Origin of the sequence: Vreelandella neptunia (genome assembly GCF_022489065.1) — a bacterium.
Classification (GTDB): Bacteria; Pseudomonadota; Gammaproteobacteria; order Pseudomonadales; family Halomonadaceae; genus Vreelandella; species Vreelandella neptunia_A.
In genome coordinates this window covers 413,970-430,422 of sequence record NZ_JAKVTW010000001.1, presented here as the reverse complement: position 1 = coordinate 430,422, position 16,453 = coordinate 413,970, and the positions used below count along the sequence as shown (strand labels likewise).

At 56.0% G+C, this 16,453-nt stretch carries 12 protein-coding genes; 5 read left to right on the top strand and 7 right to left on the bottom strand.

Annotated features, from left to right (window positions below; genetic code table 11):
* Positions 1–612 precede the first annotated feature (612 nt).
* From MLE19_RS01905 to MLE19_RS01890, 4 genes are read left to right on the top strand one after another with little or no spacing between them, the layout of a single operon-like run.
* Entirely contained in the window at positions 613–2,154 is a 1,542-nt protein-coding gene (locus MLE19_RS01905; RefSeq protein WP_240716384.1) for a sensor domain-containing diguanylate cyclase, read from the top strand.
* Positions 2,155–2,210: 56 nt separating this feature from the next.
* On the top strand, positions 2,211–2,876 hold the full coding sequence (locus MLE19_RS01900; protein WP_240716383.1) for an ABC transporter ATP-binding protein: 666 nt from the start codon (positions 2,211–2,213) through the stop codon (positions 2,874–2,876).
* Complete coding sequence (locus tag MLE19_RS01895; protein ID WP_240716382.1) at positions 2,873–5,353, top strand: FtsX-like permease family protein; 2,481 nt, start codon at positions 2,873–2,875, stop codon at positions 5,351–5,353. The genes MLE19_RS01900 and MLE19_RS01895 overlap by 4 nt, the downstream gene beginning before the upstream one ends.
* Positions 5,350–6,519 carry a lipocalin-like domain-containing protein gene (locus MLE19_RS01890; RefSeq protein WP_240716381.1) on the top strand — a complete coding sequence of 390 codons (1,170 nt, stop codon included), beginning with the start codon at positions 5,350–5,352 and terminating at the stop codon, positions 6,517–6,519. Before MLE19_RS01895 ends, MLE19_RS01890 begins: the two co-directional genes overlap by 4 nt.
* 25 nt (positions 6,520–6,544) lie before the next feature.
* On the opposite strand, the gene hutG is transcribed toward MLE19_RS01890, so the two are convergent.
* The 5 genes from hutG to hutU all read right to left on the bottom strand — a co-directional run bounded on the left by hutG (position 6,545) and on the right by hutU (position 13,474).
* Positions 6,545–7,363, bottom strand: coding sequence for an N-formylglutamate deformylase (gene hutG / locus MLE19_RS01885; RefSeq protein ID WP_240716380.1), 819 nt, complete (start codon positions 7,361–7,363; stop codon positions 6,545–6,547).
* Positions 7,360–8,568, bottom strand: a complete 1,209-nt coding sequence (hutI, locus tag MLE19_RS01880) for an imidazolonepropionase (RefSeq protein WP_240716379.1) — start codon at positions 8,566–8,568, stop codon at positions 7,360–7,362. Before hutI ends, hutG begins: the two co-directional genes overlap by 4 nt.
* 8 nt (positions 8,569–8,576) lie before the next feature.
* Positions 8,577–10,133 (bottom strand): HAL/PAL/TAL family ammonia-lyase, encoded by a 1,557-nt coding sequence (locus MLE19_RS01875; protein ID WP_240716378.1) that lies wholly within the window; start codon positions 10,131–10,133, stop codon positions 8,577–8,579.
* Positions 10,126–11,718 carry a BCCT family transporter gene (locus MLE19_RS01870; protein WP_240716377.1) on the bottom strand — a complete coding sequence of 531 codons (1,593 nt, stop codon included), beginning with the start codon at positions 11,716–11,718 and terminating at the stop codon, positions 10,126–10,128. The genes MLE19_RS01875 and MLE19_RS01870 overlap by 8 nt, the downstream gene beginning before the upstream one ends.
* An 88-nt stretch (positions 11,719–11,806) precedes the next feature.
* Positions 11,807–13,474 (bottom strand): urocanate hydratase, encoded by a 1,668-nt coding sequence (hutU, locus tag MLE19_RS01865; RefSeq protein WP_240716376.1) that lies wholly within the window; start codon positions 13,472–13,474, stop codon positions 11,807–11,809.
* A gap of 241 nt (positions 13,475–13,715) precedes the next feature.
* Here hutU and MLE19_RS01860 point away from each other — a divergent pair, with 241 nt between their 5' ends.
* Complete coding sequence (locus tag MLE19_RS01860) at positions 13,716–15,077, top strand: formimidoylglutamate deiminase (protein ID WP_240716375.1); 1,362 nt, start codon at positions 13,716–13,718, stop codon at positions 15,075–15,077.
* Positions 15,078–15,095: 18 nt separating this feature from the next.
* Here the strand turns inward: MLE19_RS01860 and hutC are convergent, their stop codons facing one another.
* Positions 15,096–15,809 (bottom strand): histidine utilization repressor, encoded by a 714-nt coding sequence (gene hutC / locus MLE19_RS01855; protein WP_240716374.1) that lies wholly within the window; start codon positions 15,807–15,809, stop codon positions 15,096–15,098.
* A 35-nt stretch (positions 15,810–15,844) separates the two neighbouring features.
* Complete coding sequence (locus MLE19_RS01850; RefSeq protein ID WP_240716373.1) at positions 15,845–16,444, bottom strand: HutD/Ves family protein; 600 nt, start codon at positions 16,442–16,444, stop codon at positions 15,845–15,847.
* Positions 16,445–16,453 lie beyond the last annotated feature (9 nt).

The following is a 16,453-nucleotide window of genomic DNA, read 5'->3' as shown; positions in this document are numbered from 1 at the left end:
CAATTGGATAAATGAGCGAAGAGGTATATATGCCATTCTGCTTTTAAGACACGCGGCTAATTCAACCGTGCCTTTATAATTGGTTTGATTAGTTAACTCAGCAACGTTCGTTTGCCTGTTTGTAGGTCTACCTGTGCCATCATCCCAGGTCGAAAGGGGGGAGTTTCTCCATTACGCTCTAAAAAGGCATCCTCTGTGACCATCATTACTTCATAAAATGCCTCTTTACCACGCGCAGTATGCGCGCCCCGCACTCATCCTTATCTGACGTCTAAGTCGTCTAAATAGCTAATTTCCTACACCAGCGTAAGAGATATCTTACAAACGCTTAGGAAATAACTTACAAAACAAGACAGATTAGAATGCCCCTAATGCGTATTGAGTATAAAAATAACGGTACTCACATGACAAATTTACGTAAGCTTAGGGTATTGAGGATCTGAGACATAAGTCGCGATGCTCACCCAGGCACAGGTTCTATATCCCTTTCATAGCCTTGCCGCGCTATGATGGTTAATACGACCGATTAAATACAATCATCAATGCCCATGCTGCAAATTCAGGGAAGACTGAGGGCTGTTGATGGTAGCTAATACGTGTAAGGAGAGAGTAATGCAGGTCATTCAGGTAAAGGATAATTCGAAGGACCTGGTCTTAGTGACCGAATTACCGCCATTTTTGGTAGCTGACCTAATCAAGTGCCCCAGCCTGCCCACCCTGCCCTCGGTTGCTATTAAAATTTTAAAAATAGCGCGCTCAGAAAATCCATCGGTCAACGACTATGCCAATGCCATTGAGCATGATCCTGCGTTAACTATGCGGATAATTACCCTTGCAAACAGCGCTTTCTTCTCACGTACCCCCACCAGAGTGAGCGCCTGCAGTGAAGCCACTGCCCGGTTAGGATTAGATACCACATTGGCAGCCGTAATGAGCTTCAGCCTGCTTCAAAACAAGGGCATCGACGCCTATTATCAGCGCGTGTGGATGCGCTCTATCATCGCCTCTTTAGCTGCACGGCAACTGGCGATTAACCTATGCCCTGATATGGCAGGCCAAGTATTTACGGCATCTCTGCTCCAAGATATTGGCATCATCGCTTTACGGGAAACCTATCCCAAAGACAGCAACACTTTGTATACAGAAGAGGCTCTGTCGCATCGACAGTTATCAGAATCAGAACAACGGCTTTTTGGCTGTGACCATTCACAAGTCGGCGCGTGGCTTGCCGCAAAGTGGGGAGTTCCTGTAGCGCTGGCTCAACGCATTTGTGATAGCCATAGTGAATACGATATAGCCTCCCCGGACAAGCTATGTGTTCAGCTCTCAGGGCCCATTGCCGACGCCTGGCTCTCTTCCCACCCAGCACAGTCATTAGTCACCGTCATACGAGAATTCGAGACCTATCAAGGTGCTCACACCATTTCTTTACGGCTTTTATTAGAAAACATAAAACAACAACTACCAGCGCTTGCCGATATGCTGCAAATGGTTGCACCGCCACTCCTAGATAATGAGTCGTTGCTTTCAGAAGCACAGCAGTTACTGTTTAAACAAACACTGCAGCTCAATGCACGCCTCGAGTCGCAACAAGCGGAACTCGCCTCGTTGCGTCAACGACAAGATGAATTAGAAGAGCGCTCGCGCACAGATAGGTTAACCGGCCTTGCCAACCGTGCCTGGTTAGAAGAACAGCTGCAAAAACGTTTTCTTCTTTGCCAGGAGCAGTCACTGATCATGTCAGTGGTGTTTATTGATCTTGATCACTTCAAAAAGCTTAACGACAAGTACGGGCACCAACTTGGTGACCAAGTGCTCGAAAGATTTGGCAAAGCGCTGCAAGCATTAATTCGTGAAGGAGATTTGGCCGGGCGCTGGGGAGGCGAAGAGTTCCTGGTTATTTTGCCGGATGAAGATGCAAGGGCTGCCCAAGTTTTCGCCAAAAGAATTGCTCAACGATTAGAAAAAACGCCGATGGCACACAATGCACAAGAGCCTATCCACGTATCTGTTTCTATTGGCATTGCCTGCCTGGATGACGGCGGGTTTGGCAGTGCGGATGAGCTTATTGATGCGGCAGATAAGTGCATGTATTTCATTAAGCGCACAGGGCGCGGCGGTATCGCTGTATACGGCGAACGTGGTGCTCAATAACGAATAACCTGCTGCGTTAGCGAATTAGTCGTCTCCATCAGTAATAAGAGCAGCCCATGCTGGAACTTCATCAGGTCCATAAAACCTATCCGACGCCTCAGGGCCCGCTTAAAGTACTCGACGATGTCTCACTTCGCTTAGCGCCAGGCCAAAGCCTGGCACTGATGGGCGAATCGGGAAGCGGCAAGTCCACGCTACTCCACCTTGCTGCTGGGCTAGACCTACCCGATCAGGGTAGTATTGCCCTCGCGGGTCACAACGTGGCGTCTTTAGCGGAACCCGCCCGCGCCAAGCTACGCCGCGAAAAATTAGGCCTGGTATTTCAGCAGTTCCACTTAGTGCCTAGCCTCACGGCCCTCGACAACCTGCGCTTGCAGGCGCGCTTAGCCAACCGTGACGAACCCGATTGGACAGCCTATTTAGTGGAGCGGTTGGGGCTAAAGGGGCTGGAAAAACGCTACCCGGAGCAGCTCTCTGGGGGCCAGCAGCAACGTCTGGCCATAGGCCGCGCGCTGGCGCCGCGCCCGCCACTGTTACTCGCTGATGAACCCACGGGCAATTTGGATGAAACAACCGCTCAAGAGGTACTTGAGCTACTACTGAGCCTAGTGCGCGAAACCCAGTGCGCCCTGCTCGTTGTCACCCATAGCCCCCAGGTAGCCGCACCGCTTGATCGCTGCCTACGCCTGCGCCACGGTCAACTGATTAATAGCGCGTTATGATCAAGTCTATACCTACGGTTGTGGCGACACTGCTAACCCACTACCGGCGTCATCCTGGTCAATTAGCCATGCTGCTGCTCGGCCTATGGGTAGCCAGCGCTTTATGGAGTGGCATTCAAGCCATCAACGCCACGGCTCGCGATAGCTACGCCCGGGCCGATGCCATGTTTGATACCCAGTTAGATCAGTTGGAGCGACGTGATGGCGCTGCCCTCACCCGCGCGGAGTATCACGCCCTACGCCAAGCGGGCTTGCCCGTTTCGCCCATGCTGGAGGGTGAAATCGTCACCCAAGATGGCACTCGGCTAACATTGATCGGCATTGACCCGCTTACCCTGGCGAATGATAACCCGCTGGCCCAAGCAGACACCTCGAACTCGTTAACCGACTTTCTAACCCCCCCATGGCAAACCCGCGCTGCCCCCGATGCCTTGACGTCCACCACAACCCTTGCGAACGGTAAAGCACTCCCACCCCTCGTTCTAGCGCCCGCACTCCCGCCAGACACCCTGGTCATGGATATAGCTGCCGCTGCGCGGCTTCTTGAAAGCGGTAATGAAATAACGCGCATCGTGACCGCACCAGGAGCTCTGACAGAGGCTCCGGCTGGATTAACGCTCACCCGAGCCAACCGCATTGCCACTCCCGGTCAACTGACGGAAAGCTTCCACTTAAACCTTACCGCGCTAGGGCTACTCGCCTGGGTCGTGGGGTTATTTATTGTTCAGGCAGCGCTAGGCCTAGCCTTAGAGCAACGCTTGGGTATGCTGCGCACTCTAAGGGTGCTGGGTGTTTCGGGGCGTAGTTTGGTTCTAGCGCTCAGCGTAGAGTTAATCCTGCTTGGCCTGATCGGTGCCGTTGCCGGCATTGCCAGCGGCGTATGGCTGGCACGCCTGCTACTCCCCGATGTGGCGGCTACCCTAGGTTCACTGTATGGCGCAGGCGTTGGCAGAGAACTCAATCTGCCCTGGCATTACTGGGTCGGCGGGCTAGCGGTTAGCCTGGGTGGGCTACTGCTGGCGGGCGGCGGCGTACTGTGGCGCGCTGCCCGCTTGAACATGCTGGAGCTAGGCCAAATGCAGGCTTGGCGCAGCGGTTATCGTCGGCAATTGATGCTAATGAGTGTCGGCGGCGCATGCGCTGCGGGAGTGGCATCAGCGCTTTATATTTGGCTGCGCTTTCAACCCCCTGGCGATGGCTTAGTGGCAGGCTTTGGGCTGATTGCCGCGCTACTTATGGCCAGCGCGCTGTGGCTGCCGCCCTTATTAGCCCTTGCTTTGAAAGTGCTGTCACACCTCACCCGGCGACGCCCGTTGATTCACTGGGCACTGGCGGATATGCAGCTTCAGCTACCCAAACTCTCGCTCGCCATGATGGCCCTACTCATCGCCCTGGCGACCAATCTAGGGGTCGGCAGTATGGTCGGTGGTTTTCGTCTCACCTTTTTAAACTGGCTTGATCAGCGCTTAGTCGCTCCGCTCTATTTAAATGCCCCCAGTGAGCAGTACGCCGATATTGATGCCTGGCTGGCTGAGCGTTCTGAGGTCTCAGAGCGGCTACTCACTCGGCGCAGCGATGCCGTTCTTGAAACCGTCATTACGTCTGACGGTAGCCACGCTTTAGGCACCCCTATCGAGCTTTACGGCATTACCCCAGGCAACTCCCTAACACCCCACTGGCCACTGCTGGCAACCCAGCAGGATCGCGAGGCTGCCTGGGCCGCCTTCGATCATGGCGCAGTATTTGTTAACGAACAGCTCGCCACCGCAGAGCATCTTTCCCCCGGCGACCGGCTTACTCTCAGCGCGCCGGGCGTCAATGAAACGCTGACAATCGCCGCGACTTACCCTGACTATGGCAACCCAAGCGGGCAGATTCTCATGGCATCGCCCCAGCTTGCTGCACGGTTTAATGCACCGCCTAGTTCAATGGGCTTGGTGCTAAATGACGACGTCGATGAGGGTGTTCTACGAGAAGCACTTACCGCCCGCTTTGGGCTAAGCAGTGACGCACTGAGCGATCAAGCCGAGATCAAGCGTATCGCCACCGAGATTTTCGAGCGCACCTTTACCATTACTCGCGCCCTCAATGCATTGACCCTAGCGGTTGCCGCGCTAGCACTGCTGGCTAGCCTGTTGGCTCAGGCACGCAGCCGACGCCAGCAGTTAGCGCCACTCTGGGCGCTGGGTGTTCCCAGGGCGCAGCTAGCGCAGCTAAGTTTGGTACAGTTAGGCGGTGCGGCATTCGTCACTGGTTTGCTGGCACTTCCACTGGGGATCGCGATCACCTGGGGCTTGGTGGCGATCATTAATGTCGCTGCCTTTGGCTGGCGGCTACCGCTGTATCTATTCCCGTGGGAAATGGCCGTTACCCTGGCGACTGCTGTTGCTGTGGCGCTGCTATCAGCAGCACTGCCTGCGCTGCGTTTTTGGCGCGCCTCACCCCGCGCCTTACTGGCTGAAGAGGCCAATCAATGAGCTTAAGGTGGCTACTAGTCCTCATTGCGACGCTGCTTCTTTACGGCTGCAGCGATGAGGATCACACGACGACCACCAGCCCCGGCTTTGCCGGATTGGGCCAGGACGCCGATGGCTTTCAACACGCCACTCCAAACCAATCGCTTACGTTCCCAGCAGATCACTCAGCGCACCCTGATTATCGCATCGAGTGGTGGTACTTAACCGCCAATTTAGAAGATACCGCCGGTGAGCCCTTAGGTCTGCAGTGGACGCTATTTCGTCAGGCGCTTATGCCGCCAAGCGAGCGCCCAGCCCCCACACCCTGGGCCGCAGATCAACTCTGGATGGCCCATATGGCGATCTCCCAAGGCGAACAGCACGAAGTGACCGAGCGCTTTGGCCGCAGCCACTCTCAGGCCGAACTCTCCGCTCCCCAGGAGAGCCAAGCGGGGGTGATGACCGCTCCCTTTCATGCCTGGCTAGACGATTGGCAACTGAAAGCAAGCGAGGAAGTCGGTAGTACCAATTTCAGCCCTCTAACGCTCACCGCCTACAGCGGCGAAGGCGAGTCTCGCTTTGGCTATTCATTAACGCTGACCGCCGAAGGGCCACTGGTACTGCATGGCGACCAGGGGTTTAGTCAAAAAGCCGCCAATGGCCAAGGCTCTATGTACTACAGCCAGCCCTTTTGGCAAATAGAGGGCGACGTCACACTTAACGGCGAGACAAAAGCAGTCAGCGGGCGCGGCTGGCTGGATAGGGAGTGGAGCAGTCAATTGCTGGATGCCCGCCAATCAGGTTGGGATTGGCTATCGCTGCACTTCAATGACGGTCACAAACTAATGGCGTTTCAACTACGAGGCGGTGGCGATGACACGGATCAAGAGCAAGGCGCTGACTACCGCTCCGGCACCTGGATTACGCCGCAAGGCGACACCACTCCTTTATCAAACACCGATATCATTATGACCCCGCTGGCAACCTCGATGGTCGCGGGACGCGATGTCCCCACTCGCTGGCGCTTGGAAGTACCCTCAGAGGGCGTCGATATCAATATCGAAGCGCCCTACGCCAACCGCTGGATGACGACCAGCGTTCCCTATTGGGAAGGGGAAGTGAACATAAATGACCGCGCCAGCGGCGAGCCGCTGGGCAAGGGGTATCTCGAGATGACCGGGTATTGAGCTGACGAGCACATTATTCAAGCGACTAACTCTTTGAGTAGCTAGCCTCCCCCCATCGCTGCATTGCCTCAAGCACTTTACGCAGTACTGGTTGCACCTCGGCGGCGCGGTCTACGCGATAGGCAAAGATCTGTTGATCATCACCCGGCTCGTTCATATAGGTACGCTGGGATAGCTCAAGCTGCACGGCGTGAATATGGTTAGCGGGATCCCCATAGCTCCGGGTGATATGCCCCCCTTTAAAGCGGCCATTGATCACATGAGTAAAGCGCGATTGATCGGAACACACCGCCTGTAATGACTTGCTAAGCCCAGGAGCGCAGCTTCGCTCCTCAAAGGTACCCAGGTTGATATCGGGCAACTGGTCGTCGAAGAGCCGCGGTATCATTGAACGAATAGAGTGGGCGTCGAACAGCAGCGCATAGCCGAAGCGCGCCTTTAGCCGCGCAAGCTCCCTCTCCAGGGCGTTGTGGTAAGGGCGCCAAACATGCTCCTTTGCCCACTCGCGCTCTTCCTTGCTCGGTACTTGTCCGTCTCGAAACAGTGGGTCACCGTCGAAGTCGATGTCGGGAAATAATCCAGTCGTCGCACCCGCGTAGAGCGGCGCGTCATTCTCAGGCCGATTGAGATCGATGACGTAGCGCGAATAGCGCGCCTCAAGTCGGCTCGCCCCAAGCTCGGCGGCGAAGTCGTAAAGCTTGGGTATATGCCAGTCGGTGTCGGCAAGGCTGAGCGCAGCTTTATTAAGCCCCGCCTCTACCTCCGGCGTAAGCGCGGTGCCTGCGTGAGGCATTGAAATCAATAGCGGCGTATCGCCCTGGGTGAGTTGGTAACTTTCGATCATGCCTCTAGCTCCTTACCTGCTTTGAATACCGTGACCGGCAATTGCCCGCCCAGCCAGTAGCTAAGCTCCGCTGGACCGGTAATATCCCATACGACCGCGTCTGCCCATTTACCTACTTCTAGCGAACCGTGAGTGGCATCAATACCCAGCGCTTTAGCGGCATTGATGGTCACGCCTGCCAGCGCTTCTTCAGGGGTAAGGCGGAACAGCGTGCAGCCAAGATTCATCATCAAGCGTAACGACAGCACCGGCGACGTACCGGGATTAAGGTCGCTGGCCAGCGCCATGGTGACGCCCTGCTCACGAAAGTCTGCAATCGGCGGTAGCTGGGTTTCACGCAGGGTAAGAAAAGCCCCCGGCAGCAACACGGCGGCAGTACTGCTTTGTGCCATCGCACGGGCATCCGCTTTATCGGCGTATTCGACGTGGTCAGCAGAAAGCGCGCCAAACTCCGCAGCCAGTTGGCAACCGCCAAGACGCGACAGCTGCTCAGCATGTAGCTTGAGCGGCAGGCCCAGCTGCTTTGCAGTGTTAAAAACCCGCCGCATCTGCTCCACAGAGAAGGCGATACCTTCACAGAAGCCATCGACGGCGTCGACAAGACCTTCCTTCGCCAGCGTCGGCAGAATTTCCTCGCAGACTAGATCAATATACCCATCGCTGCGTTCGCGGTATTCGGGCGGCAGCGCGTGGGCCGCAAGGCACGTCGTGAGCACCTCGACAGGTAGCCGTTCCCCCAGCGCCCGGGCAACTTGCAGCATTTTGCGCTCGCTCTCGAGATCAAGCCCATACCCCGACTTGACCTCTAGCGTGGTGACGCCTTCGCGCAGCAGTACTTTGGCACGCTTCTCAGCACTGGCCAGTAATTCATCAAAGCTGGCCTCGCGAGTTGCCCGCACGCTGCTGACGATCCCACCGCCCTGTTTAGCTATCTCGCTATAGCTCACGCCCTCCAGGCGCTGCTCAAACTCATTACTGCGGTCACCGCCAAACACCAGGTGCGTGTGGCAGTCGATCAACCCCGGCGTTAGCCAGCGCCCACCCAGGTCACGCACTTCATCGAAGTCAGCATCGCGGTCAAGTTGCGCCTCAGTGCCAATCCAGGCAATGCGCCCTGCTTCTATAATCAGCGCCGCATCGCGCACAATTCCGTAGTGGCCACCCGCCAGGGTCACCGCATGGCAGTGGTGCCATAGCTGTTTCATGCTTCCTCCTAATCGCTAGGCTGCCGACTCGGCAGTAAGTTCGGGGCAATAGACAGGAGCTTATCGATCACTTGAGTCTCCTTTAGGCACTGGTAAGCCGCCTCAATATCCAGGTGCAGCGCCTGCTCTTCCTGGTAAGCAGGCAGGACGTCTCGCAGTGATTTCCAAGCCAGCGATGTGCCCTTGGCAAACTCATCGCTGCCAATTAAATCAAGGGCCTGAGAGGCCAGTAGATATTCGATCGCAAGAACGTAGAAAGCATTGTCGAGGGTCTTGTCCAGTTTCAGGGCAGCACTTTCGCCAAAGCTTAGATGGTCTTCCTGGAGGCCTGAGGTGATAAAATTATCGGTCACTGCGGGCTGCGCCAGCCGTTTGTTATCCGCCACCAGGGAAGCCGCCGAATAGTGGGCGATCATCATGCCGGACTTGACGCCACTTTCAGTGGTCAAGAAAGGCGGCAACTGATTCGCCTGGGGTGTCACTAAGCGGTAGGCGCGCCGCTCGGAGATCGAACTCCACTCACAAGCTGCAATGGCCAACAGATCGCAGGCCATCGCCACCGAGGCGCCGTGAGGATTAGCCTGAGACACAACTTGGTACCCATCTTCAACGGGAATCACTAACGGGTTATCAGTAGCAGAGTGGAGCTCTTTTTCCACCTGTCTGGCCGCATGATCAAGCTGGTCGCGGCAGGCACCATGTACCTGGGGCATGGAACGCAGGCTTAGCGCATCCTGTAGCCGCTGCCCTTTATGACGCGCCAGGTGAGCACTGTCCGCAAGAAGCCTGCGCAAGTTGTCGCCAGTTTGCTGAACGCCTGGGTGGCATTTGAGGGCCGTCACCTCGGCCATAAACGCATTCAACTGTCCGCCCAATGCCTCAAAGCTCATGGCACCGATAATATCTGCCCAGGCGGAGAGGCGCGCTGCATCGTCAAGCGCCAAACAGGCCAGCCCGGTCATCGCGGGGGTGCCATTCACCAGGCTCAGCCCATCCTTGGGCCCAAGCGTTACCGGCACCATACCGATGGCATCCAACGCCTGCTTGGCGGGTATGCGTTGGCCACGAAATTCAACGTCGCCGTGGCCGATCAATACCAGCCCAATATGGGCCATATGGGTGAGGTAACCCACCGATCCCCGCGAGGGTACGATCGGCGTGATATGCTCATTCACCAGCCTGATCAGCCCCTCCACCACGTCCGGGCTAATACCGGAGTAGCCATGGCTATAGTTAACCACCGCGCTGCACATAATGGCTCGGACTTGCTCCGTTCGCAGCGGGGTACCAACACCACAGGCATGGCTCATTAAGGTGTGATGCGAAAGCCCCTGCAGCTCATCGTGGGCTAGCACCACATCGCACAGGGCTCCCAAACCAGTATTAATACCGTAATGCGGCACGCTCGAAGCAGCGATCTTCTCAACGACCTGTCGTGCGGCGCTTACCCTTTCCCACACCGGCGGCGACAGCGATAGGTGATAATCATAACGAGCGACCTTGACCACCTCCCGCCAAGCGGGAGGTGTATTACCGATCTCAACGTAGCGAGGTAACTCACTCATAGGCATCCTTAACCTGTGCAGTAGGGGCCTGCTCTGAAGAGGGTTTATTAGCGCCATCCATAATAAAAACCTTCACCGCAGAAGCCACGATCAGCGCAAACAGAAACAGCACGATAAAACCGCCCGCCGCCGCCAGGAACTTAATACCATCGACACCCTGGGCACCGCCGCCGAAGGCAACCATCACATAAGCGATAATCGCGATTGATAGCCCCCAAAGAATCTTCTGCTTACGCGGGGCCTCCTCTTCTGCGGTCATGTTTTTAGTGCAGATGGTGGCAATGGTCGATGACATTGAGTCAGCCGCCGTGGAGAAAGAGATAATCAGCGTAAAAATAGCCAATGGGATCAGCAACGCAGACATAGGCAAGTGCTGCAGGAAGCCCCAGAGACCTGAAACCGCACCGTTCTCAGTCACTACGCTAATCAGATCCAGGGTGCCATCCATTTGCCATTTAATTGCCGACCCGCCCCAGATAGCAAACCACACGATGCCGAACAGGGAAGGCAGAATCCAGTTAATCACCAGAAATTCGCGCAGCGTTCTTCCATAAGATATCCGCGCCAGGAACAGGCCCATGAGCGGTGCATAGGCAATCCAGATTGACCAGTCATACATGGTCCACCAAGTCACCAGCGCTTCGCCGCCAGACTCCTTGGTATCAAATGACCAAAGGAAGAAATTATCGAACCAGTAGCCCAAGCTGGTGACGGACAGGCTAAGGATGTAATTCACCGGGCCAATGATCAACAAAATAGCCACGAACGCATAGAAGATGTAAGCGTTCACCGAAGAGAGAACCCGGATTCCCCGCTTAAGACCGGACACCGCCGAGGTGATGAAGATGGCAGATATCACCAGGGTGAGAATCAACCAGGTGGTAGGGCTTGAGGCGATACCATATTCAGCCTCAATGCCAGAGCTGATCAGCGCAAGACCAGCCCCTAACGACGATGCCAGGCCCAGCGCAATGGCAAGAATCGAGATAATATCGACCACGGCACGCACGGTAGGATTGCGCTCTTTACTGCCTAATAACGGGGCGAGTGTTGAAGAGATGGAGAATCGCTCTTTGCGATTAAAGTGCATATAGCCAATCATCAAACCAACAATGGAGTACATGGCATAGGGAATAAAGCTCCAGTTATGAAAGCTTCTGGCCAATGCGAAGATCGCCGCTTCGCCACTATTGGGCTCAAATGACTGATTGCCGATTTCGCCATAGACATTGCCCAGATAGATGATCGGCTCATTCACCGAGTAGGTAACCACACCTGTGGCGATACCGCCTGTTAACGCCATGGCAAAGGTCGCCGCCAACGAAAACGTCGGCTTTGCGTTCGCCCCACCCAAACGAATATTGCCCGCCTTAGAAAAAAATATAAAAGCAGTCACACCTAAGGTCGAAATAGCCAGTAACTGATAGAGCCAACCGAAGTCGGAAAGCGAAAGATAGAACAGCTGACGAGCAACGCTAACCAGCAATTCGTTGTTAACCAAACCAATGATGACGGCCAGCATGATGATCACGAAGGCCGGTATAAAGACACTGCGTTTTAAACGGTGACTATCTGGTATGGGCATTGTATGTCTCCTGTAGAGGGTTATTTTTATAACGCTTTTTTTTATAAGGGTGCCGATACAGCTGCCATCAGCACCCATTGTTGTGGTGTTACTTAACCATTGGCAGATCGAGGCCTTGCTCAGCGGCACTCTGCTTGGCGATGTCGTAGCCAGCATCGGCGTGTCGCATCACCCCGGTGGCGGGGTCATTGCGTAGGACACGGCCCAAACGGGCATGGGCATCGTCGCTGCCGTCGGCAACGATCACCACCCCCGCATGCTGGGAGTAACCCATGCCCACACCGCCGCCATGGTGAAGGGAAACCCAGGTAGCGCCACCTGCGGTATTGAGCAGCGCATTGAGCAGCGGCCAGTCGGAGACGGCATCCGAGCCATCCTGCATTGATTCAGTCTCACGATTGGGGCTGGCCACAGAGCCGGAGTCCAGGTGGTCGCGACCAATCACAATGGGTGCTTTGAGCTCGCCACTGGCGACCATGGCGTTAAACGCCTGCCCCAAGCGAGCACGATCCTTTAAGCCCACCCAGCAGATGCGCGCCGGTAAGCCCTGGAAGCTGATACGCTCCTTGGCCATATCTAGCCAGTTATGCAGATGCGGATCATCTGGGATGAGTTCTTTGACTTTCTGGTCGGTCTTGTAGATATCTTCTGGATCACCGGAGAGTGCCACCCAGCGGAAGGGGCCAATTCCCTGGCAGAACAGTGGGCGAATGTAGGCAGGCACAAAGCCGGGGAAGTCGAATGCGTTAGAAACGCCCTCCTCCTGAGCCATCTGGCGAATGTTATTGCCATAATCGAAGGTAGGTATGCCCATTGCCTGGAAGTCGAGCATGGCCTGCACATGCACCGCCATGGAGCGCTTAGCCGCCTTGACCACCACCTCGGGTTCGGTCTTCCCGCGTGTCAGATACTCATCCCATGACCAGCCTGCGGGCAGATAACCATGCAGCGGGTCGTGAGCGCTAGTCTGGTCAGTCACCATATCCGGTTTGACGCCACGCTTAATCAGTTCCGGCAGAATCTCAGCCGCATTACCATGCAACGCAATCGAGACGGCTTTACCTTCTGAGGTATAGCGCTCCAAGCGCGCCAGGGCATCGTCGAGATCACTCGCCTGCTCATCCACATAGCGGGTACGCAGACGCATATCAATGCGGCTCTGCTGACATTCAATATTAAGGCTGCAGGCACCCGCCAGCGTTGCCGCCAATGGCTGCGCCCCGCCCATACCGCCAAGGCCGGCCGTCAGAATCCAGCGCCCGGCCAGTTTGCCGTCGTAGTGCTGGCGCCCAGCCTCAACAAAGGTTTCGTAAGTACCCTGAACAATGCCCTGAGAGCCGATGTAGATCCACGAACCAGCAGTCATCTGGCCGTACATCATCAGACCCTTCTTATCCAACTCGTTAAAGTGCTCCCAGTTAGCCCAGGCTGGCACTAGGTTGGAATTGGCAATCAGCACCCTCGGGGCGTCTTTATGGGTTTCAAATACCCCCACCGGCTTACCGGACTGAATCAGCAGTGACTGGTTATCTTCTAAACGTTTGAGCGTTTCAACGATGGTATCGAAACACTCCCAATTGCGGGCGGCGCGGCCAAGCCCGCCATAGACCACCAGCTCTTTGGGATTCTCGGCCACATCGGGGTCAAGGTTATTCATCAGCATTCGTAGCGGGGCTTCCGTCAGCCAGCTTTTGCAGGAAAGCACAGAGCCATGGGGGGCTCGAATCTCGGTATCGCGAAAACGTGAAGGGGTCATAAATACTCCTGATGCGTGGCCATAGTTTGTATATACATTATGACAACCCATTCTTCCATGCAACGCTTTAAATGTGCTTATGTATGAATTCACCACGACAGTGCAATGCTTCAAAAAAAGCCGCCATCACGCACCAAAAAGGCTTATTTAATTCATATTATGATCGCTGCTTTACCTGGCGCTCGGACTTCGCTATATGTATATACATTAACAGCTAACTGTTTAAACCAATGGAGCCCCCATGTCCCAACGCTACTTCGCCGATCATGCCCTGCTACCCACCGGATGGGCCACACGGGTACTGCTCGAAATTGATGCCACCGGCACTCTTACCAAGGTGTTGCCTGATAGTGCGCCGGATAATGCCCAACACTTAGCTGGCCCCGTGCTCCCCGGCATGCCCAACTTGCACTCCCATGCCTTTCAGCGTGCCATGGCGGGTCTAGCCGAAGTTGGCAGTGCACAGCCGGACAGCTTCTGGAGTTGGCGTGAACGGATGTACGGCTTGGTTGATCGATTGACGCCCGAGCAAGTAGGTGTCATCGCCCAGGCGCTCTACGTCGAAATGCTCAAAGGCGGCTACACCCAGGTCAGTGAATTCCACTACCTGCACCATGACACCAATGGTCAGGCCTATAGCGACCCCGCTGAAATGGCCTGGGCGATCACCGGCGCCGCCGAACGCAGCGGTATCGCACTTACCCTACTACCCGTGCTTTACGCCCACAGTGGTTTTGGCGGGCAGACACCAAATGCCGGTCAGCGGCGCTTTATTCACGATGTTCCAGGATTTATTAACCTGCTTGAGACGCTGGCCCCACGCATTGCAGACCACCCTACCCAGGCACTGGGCATGGCTTTCCATTCACTGCGCGCAGTGACCCTTGAAGAAATGCAGGGAGTACTGGCGACCAACCCTACCGGGCCGCGCCATATTCACGTCGCCGAACAGCAACGCGAAGTGGAAGATAGCCTCGCCCATTGCGGCCAGCGCCCCGTGCAGTGGCTACTGGACAATATCGAAGTGGATGCACGCTGGTGCCTGATCCATGCCACCCATTTAGACGACAGTGAACTAGGCGCCCTTGCAGCCAGCGGTGCCGTGGCGGGGCTCTGCCCGACCACCGAAGCCAACCTGGGCGATGGGCTTTTCCGCGCAGCCGAGTATGCCGCCCTGGGAGGGAAGCTGGGCATTGGCTCTGACAGCCATGTCTCACTGGATGTTGTCGAGGAGCTGCGCCTGCTTGAGTACGGCCAACGGCTTGCCTCCCAGCAGCGCAACTGCCTGCACGATAGCCAAATACGCCCGGTGGCTGACTGGCTTTACCGCAGCGCCTTGGCTGGCGGTGCCCAAGCCTCCGGCCAGCCCATCGGCACCCTGGAAGTCGGCAAGCGCGCCGACATGGTGGTACTGGATGGCAGTGACCCCTACCTTGCCACTAGCGCAGACGACACCCGTCTGGGACGCTGGCTATTTGGCGGTTCCAAACAGCAGATACGCGATGTCATGGTTGCTGGCCGCTGGGTCATTCAGGCCCGGCGCCATGCCCTGGACGACGTTAACCGTACCGCACTGGCAGGCCTGTTTCGAGAGATTGGCTAGGCTGTTGATCGACAGCAACTAATGCGGGGAGTGCGCCATTGAGCGAAGCTTGTAGCGGTCGCCTGGGTGAAGCAAATGGGCATAGCTAATCAGGCGATCACCCGACCAGGTACGGCGGTGCACGCTGAGACACGGCAGAGGCGAGTCAACTTCTAACCACTCTGCGGTTTGGGCATCGACCAGCACGGCCTCGACGATATGCTCCATATCCGTAATGGGGCAAGCAGCGACCAGTACTTCATTCGGGGTATGCTTGGAGAAGTCTGCATCCAGATAACCGGGCACCCAGCGCGGATTAACGTAGCGGTCTTCAAGCTGAATGGGCAGGCCATTTTCGAGGTGAATCAGAATGGAGTGGAATAGCTTAGTGCCAATACGCACGCCCATACGCAGGGCGATCTCGTCGTCGGCATTAAGCGGCTCACAGCGCAACACACGGTTTGTGTAGTCATGGCCACGGCTGCGTACTTCATCAGCGATATTATTGACTTCCGCCAACGGCGATTCAGAGCGGCGATCAGTCACAAAGGTGCCGATCCCCGATTGACGCACCAGATAACCCTCCTGCACCAGATCACGAATAGCTTTATTAGCTGTCATCCTGCTGACCCCAAAGGTGACCGCCAGCTGCTCTTCAGGCGGGATTTTATGGTCGACGGGAAAGTGACCCGTTTGGATGTTATCCAGCAGGTAGTGCTTGATCTGTTGATATCGGGGCGGTAGGCGTCCCACGTGCTCTCCTCAAATCCCTTTTATCGCCCGGCTTATCAACCCCTCGCCCTCAGGTCGATGCTAAGCAGGTGCGTTCCAGGCATCGTCTCAAATTTGATCGTCTCGCAGGCAGCGTTAACCGGCGCCAAGAGAGGGTCTTGCCCAGGCCAATACCACAGGTCGCAATCATTGAGCGACTGCGCTGGTCGGCTGGACATCCACGCAGTCCCACCCACAGCCACTACCAGTGTCTCAGCACCTGGGTGTCGCTGTAGCGGCTCTCCCTGGGTTAGCCACGCCACACGGGCCTGCCATTGAAGTGGATTGTACATTAAATTCAGCGCCCGACTCGCCCCTTCAGGTAGCAAGCACTCCACCGCCGCATCACCATCAAAAACAACGCTTTGCCGAGGCACTAACGTAGTGCGTTGATCGGGCAGTATCAGCGTGACCGGATGCGTGCCAATCACGGTGAAATGACGTTTCAGCCCAGCCATAACCGAGAATGGCCCCGGCCTTTCCAGCTCCGCCATCGACACCCGCCACCCCGGTGAGTCAACGCTGGCTTGGCGGGCCACTTCACGGGTAACGCCGCCACCATTGCGCCAAGCAACGGGCACCAGCTCGGCAAAGCGATATGTCATCCATGAGCCCATAAAGATGCC